The sequence below is a fragment of the Pedobacter sp. genome, from assembly GCF_035566355.1.
Classification (GTDB): domain Bacteria; phylum Bacteroidota; class Bacteroidia; order Sphingobacteriales; family Sphingobacteriaceae; genus Pedobacter.
This window is the reverse complement of the sequence record NZ_DATMRL010000614.1, coordinates 1-3,677: the sequence shown is the minus strand read 5'-3', so window position 1 is coordinate 3,677 and position 3,677 is coordinate 1. Positions and strand designations below refer to the sequence as shown.

Here is a 3,677-nt window from a genome sequence, read left to right as displayed (position 1 = left end):
TATATCCACCGCATAAAAATAGAAGCAGCAAAACGAAGCTTTGAAAAAAGCAGAAAGAACATCAATGAAGTAATGTATGATGTGGGCTATACCGATACAAAAGCCTTCCGGACAACTTTCAAAAAAATCACAGGTCTTACTCCGATTGCCTACAGGAATAAGTACAATTCGATGAGCGTTATGGCCAATTAGAAATCGTTAAAAATTTCACCTCTGCTCAGTTTCCCGTCAACTTTTGAAATGACCTGAACCTGAGCTTTAAGGCATAAAGCCTGGTCTGATACGCGAAAGATGTCCTGGAAGAAGATTAATTTAATCCCTTGTCGTTCGGTTCTTATTTTTACAATAAAGCTGTCGCCGGAGGTAAGAGATTGCTTAAAATCCATCTCAATTCTGGATACCATGAGTAATATACCCTGATCGGTTAAATCTTTGAATGACCCGGATCTGGATAAAAGATATTCATGCCTGGCGTGCTCCAGGTAATGCTGATATACCGCGTTATTGACAACTCCCTGCAAATCACATTCATAGTCTCTTACCTTTAACTGAATCTCAAAAATATATTGTTCCATAAACATTGGTGACGATGGTTTCCGGGCGCAATTTACACTTCTTATCCTACATCAAGAACAGACCAGGCTGAGTTGTTTAATTTTGTTCTCATTAAAAAGGAGAATTTATGGAATTAGGAATAGGAATGTTTGGCGATTTGGCTTTTGACCCTCAGACGGGCAAACCACGTGAAGCGAAATTAAAGCTTCATGAAATCCTTGAACAAATAAAATTAGCCGATGAAGTTGGTCTGGATGTTTTCGGTTTGGGAGAACACCATCGTCCGGATTATGCAGTTTCCTCACCTGAAATTGTTTTGGCTGCTGCGGCTAGCGTAACCAAAAATATAAAATTAACCAGTACAGTAACTGTTTTGAGTTCTGCTGAGCCAGTAAAGGTCTATCAGGATTTTTCAACGATTGATCTGATTTCTAATGGACGCGCAGAAATAGCTGTTGGACGGGGAAGTTTCATTGAGTCTTTTCCTTTATTTGGTTATGACTTAAAAGATTACAACCAATTATTTGAAGAAAAACTGGATTTGCTGTTAAATATTAACGATAATGAAGTGGTGAACTGGTCGGGTAAACTCCGCGCACCGCTGGTGAAACAAATGGTTTTACCAAGAGCAACCAATGATGGTAGATTGCCCATCTGGATTGCTGTTGGAGGTACACCTGAATCTGTATTGCGTGCTGCGAAATTAGGACTGCCTTTAATCGTAGCGATTATTGGAGGAATGCCTAAGCAGTTTCAGCCATTAATAGAATTCTATAAAGAAGAGTACATTAAAAATGGTCATGACATAGAAAAAATGCAAATAGGGATTCACTCGCATACATTCCTAAGTGATGAGAATGCAACCATAGATGGATACTTCCATAATTATGCCTCACAAATGAACAGGATCGGGGCGTCAAGGGGCTGGGCACCTTATACTAAAGCTCAATATAATGGAGGAAGATCTAAAGAAGGTGCTCTTTTTATCGGCTCAGCAGAAGAGGTCACTGATAAAATCCTGTATATGCATGAGTTGTTTGGCATTACCCGTTTTATAGGTCATATGGATGTTGGTGATCCTTCGCATAGAGATATGATGAAAGCTATTGAGCTGTTTGGAACCAAAGTTGCACCTAAAGTGAGGGAGGCATTATTGTCATAAAACTGTCTTATTTAAAATAAGTATAAATAAGATTAGGGCTTCAAGGTATCTTCTTGTAAGTTTGCGCGCTTAAAACCATTCTAAATAAGCATGTCAAAAATAATCAAATTGTGTCTTGTCGCCCTTATGACGACTTTTTTCAGCATTAACTCTTTCGCACAAAACAATACCGGAACTATTATAGGAAGTATTAAAACTTCTGATGGCATTTCAGCAGAAGCAGTGGAGGTCTCGATAAAAGGCATCGCCAACACGACAGCTGATAAAAATGGAGCCTATATCCTTAAGAATGTCCCGGCAGGAACCTATACAGTTACGGCCAGACTGGTTGGTCTAACACCAAGTTCCGGACAGGTAACTGTTGCTGCTGGCATAACGGCAACACTCAATCTTTCCTTAAAAGCATCCAACCAGCAGCTTAAAGAAGTTGTGGTGAGCGGAGGGAAGAAGAACAAATTCTCTGTCAAGACAAGTGATTACGTTTCAAAAATGCCTTTGAAAAATCTGGAGAATCCCCAGGTTTATGCAGTCATCCCTAAAGAATTACTAGCAGATCAAGTGGTTACTAATTTTGATGACGCGCTAAAAAATGCGCCTGGTATTGATAAATTGTGGTCTTCAACAGGAAGAGCCGGAGACGGAGCAGGCTATTTCTCTTTAAGGGGGTTTGCAGTTCAACCTACACTTGTCAATGGATTGCCTGGTTTAACTAACGGAAGTCTCGATATTTCCAATGTGGAACGGATCGAAGTTGTCAAAGGCCCATCGGGAACCTTATTTGGCAGCAGCTTAATCTCTTACGGAGGCTTGATCAATACCGTAACCAAACAACCTTTTGATCGTACGGCTGTAGAAGTAAATTATACAGCAGGTAGTTACGGTTTGAACCGGATTACAGCGGATGTAAATACGCCATTAGATGCAGATCACAAGGTATTGTTCAGGATGAATGCGGCTTATCATGATGAAAGCAGTTTCCAGGACGCAGGCTTTAAGAAAACAAGATTTTTTGCGCCCTCCTTATCTTATCAGCTAAATGACAGGGTTTCCTTCCTGTTGAATGCGCAATTCTTAAGTTCAGAGGGAACCAATCCGACTATGTTGTTTTTCAATAGAAGTGCACCGCTTCGCGTAACCACGCTTGAGGGGTTGGGTTATAACAACAGAAAATCCTATACAAGTAATCAACTGACGATGAAAAATCCTGTAACTTCTGTACAAGCTCAGATGAATTATAAGATATCAGATCAGTGGAAATCACAGACTGTTGTTTCAAGAGGTACAGCAAAATCTAATGGTTATTACACTTATTTGTTTGAGGGTGTCAATACCGTCAACAAGGTAGCTGTATCAGGCAACGGTATTTTTGCCAGATACATCACCAATCAGAATTCTACAACAGAAACTACGGATATCCAGCAAAACTTTATTGGTGATTTTCTTATTGGGAAGATGCGCAACCGTGTTGTTGCCGGATTGGATTATTACAACAGTACCTCGATTGATAACAGTTCTAATTATGCGCCTTTTGGATCTGTTAATCCTAAGGTTGAGAATACCGATAATTTAACTTCTCAGAGTGCTGATGCCGCAATTGCTACTGCAGGTTATGGTGGAAGTACAAGAGCCACCCAGGAGGTCTATAGTGCCTATGTTTCTGATGTTATCAATATAACACCTGAGCTGTCTGCTATGGCCAGTTTACGGATTGACCGTTTCCAGAATGGTGGCTTAAGTACAGCAGCGGCCGATAAATATGGACAGACTGCTTTATCGCCAAAGTTTGGATTGGTGTATCAAATTCTAAAAGACCAGCTTTCTGTATTTGGTAATTACATGAATGGGTTCAAAAATTCAGCTCCTAGAAATGTAGAAGTTGATGGCAGCAATGTAGTCACTACTTTTAAGCCTGAACATGCCAACCAGATAGAAGGTGGTGTTAAAAGTGATCTTTTCGAGG

The 3,677-nt window shown here is 40.2% G+C and carries 4 protein-coding genes; 3 read left to right on the top strand and 1 reads right to left on the bottom strand.

Going from position 1 to position 3,677, the window contains the following annotated elements; all coding sequences use genetic code 11:
* The coding region (locus tag VNZ46_RS24065; RefSeq protein ID WP_325563374.1) for an AraC family transcriptional regulator at positions 1–192 on the top strand (192 nt) is incomplete at its 5' end.
* On the opposite strand, the gene VNZ46_RS24060 is transcribed toward VNZ46_RS24065, so the two are convergent.
* Complete coding sequence (locus VNZ46_RS24060; RefSeq protein WP_316835663.1) at positions 189–575, bottom strand: acyl-CoA thioesterase; 387 nt, start codon at positions 573–575, stop codon at positions 189–191. The two genes, VNZ46_RS24065 and VNZ46_RS24060, sit on opposite strands and share 4 nt — an antisense overlap.
* A gap of 107 nt (positions 576–682) precedes the next feature.
* Here VNZ46_RS24060 and VNZ46_RS24055 point away from each other — a divergent pair, with 107 nt between their 5' ends.
* Complete coding sequence (locus tag VNZ46_RS24055; RefSeq protein WP_325563370.1) at positions 683–1,717, top strand: LLM class flavin-dependent oxidoreductase; 1,035 nt, start codon at positions 683–685, stop codon at positions 1,715–1,717.
* 90 nt (positions 1,718–1,807) lie between these two features.
* Positions 1,808–3,677 (top strand): TonB-dependent receptor plug domain-containing protein (locus VNZ46_RS24050; RefSeq protein WP_325563368.1); only part of this gene is annotated, 1,870 nt, incomplete at its 3' end.

What these genes read in the sequence shown, in the direction of transcription:
- VNZ46_RS24060 (WP_316835663.1), bottom strand. Translation starts at nt 575, where the DNA reads ATGGAACAATATATTTTTGAGATTCAGTTAAAGGTAAGAGACTATGAA.
- VNZ46_RS24055 (WP_325563370.1), top strand. Translation starts at nt 683, where the DNA reads ATGGAATTAGGAATAGGAATGTTTGGCGATTTGGCTTTTGACCCTCAG.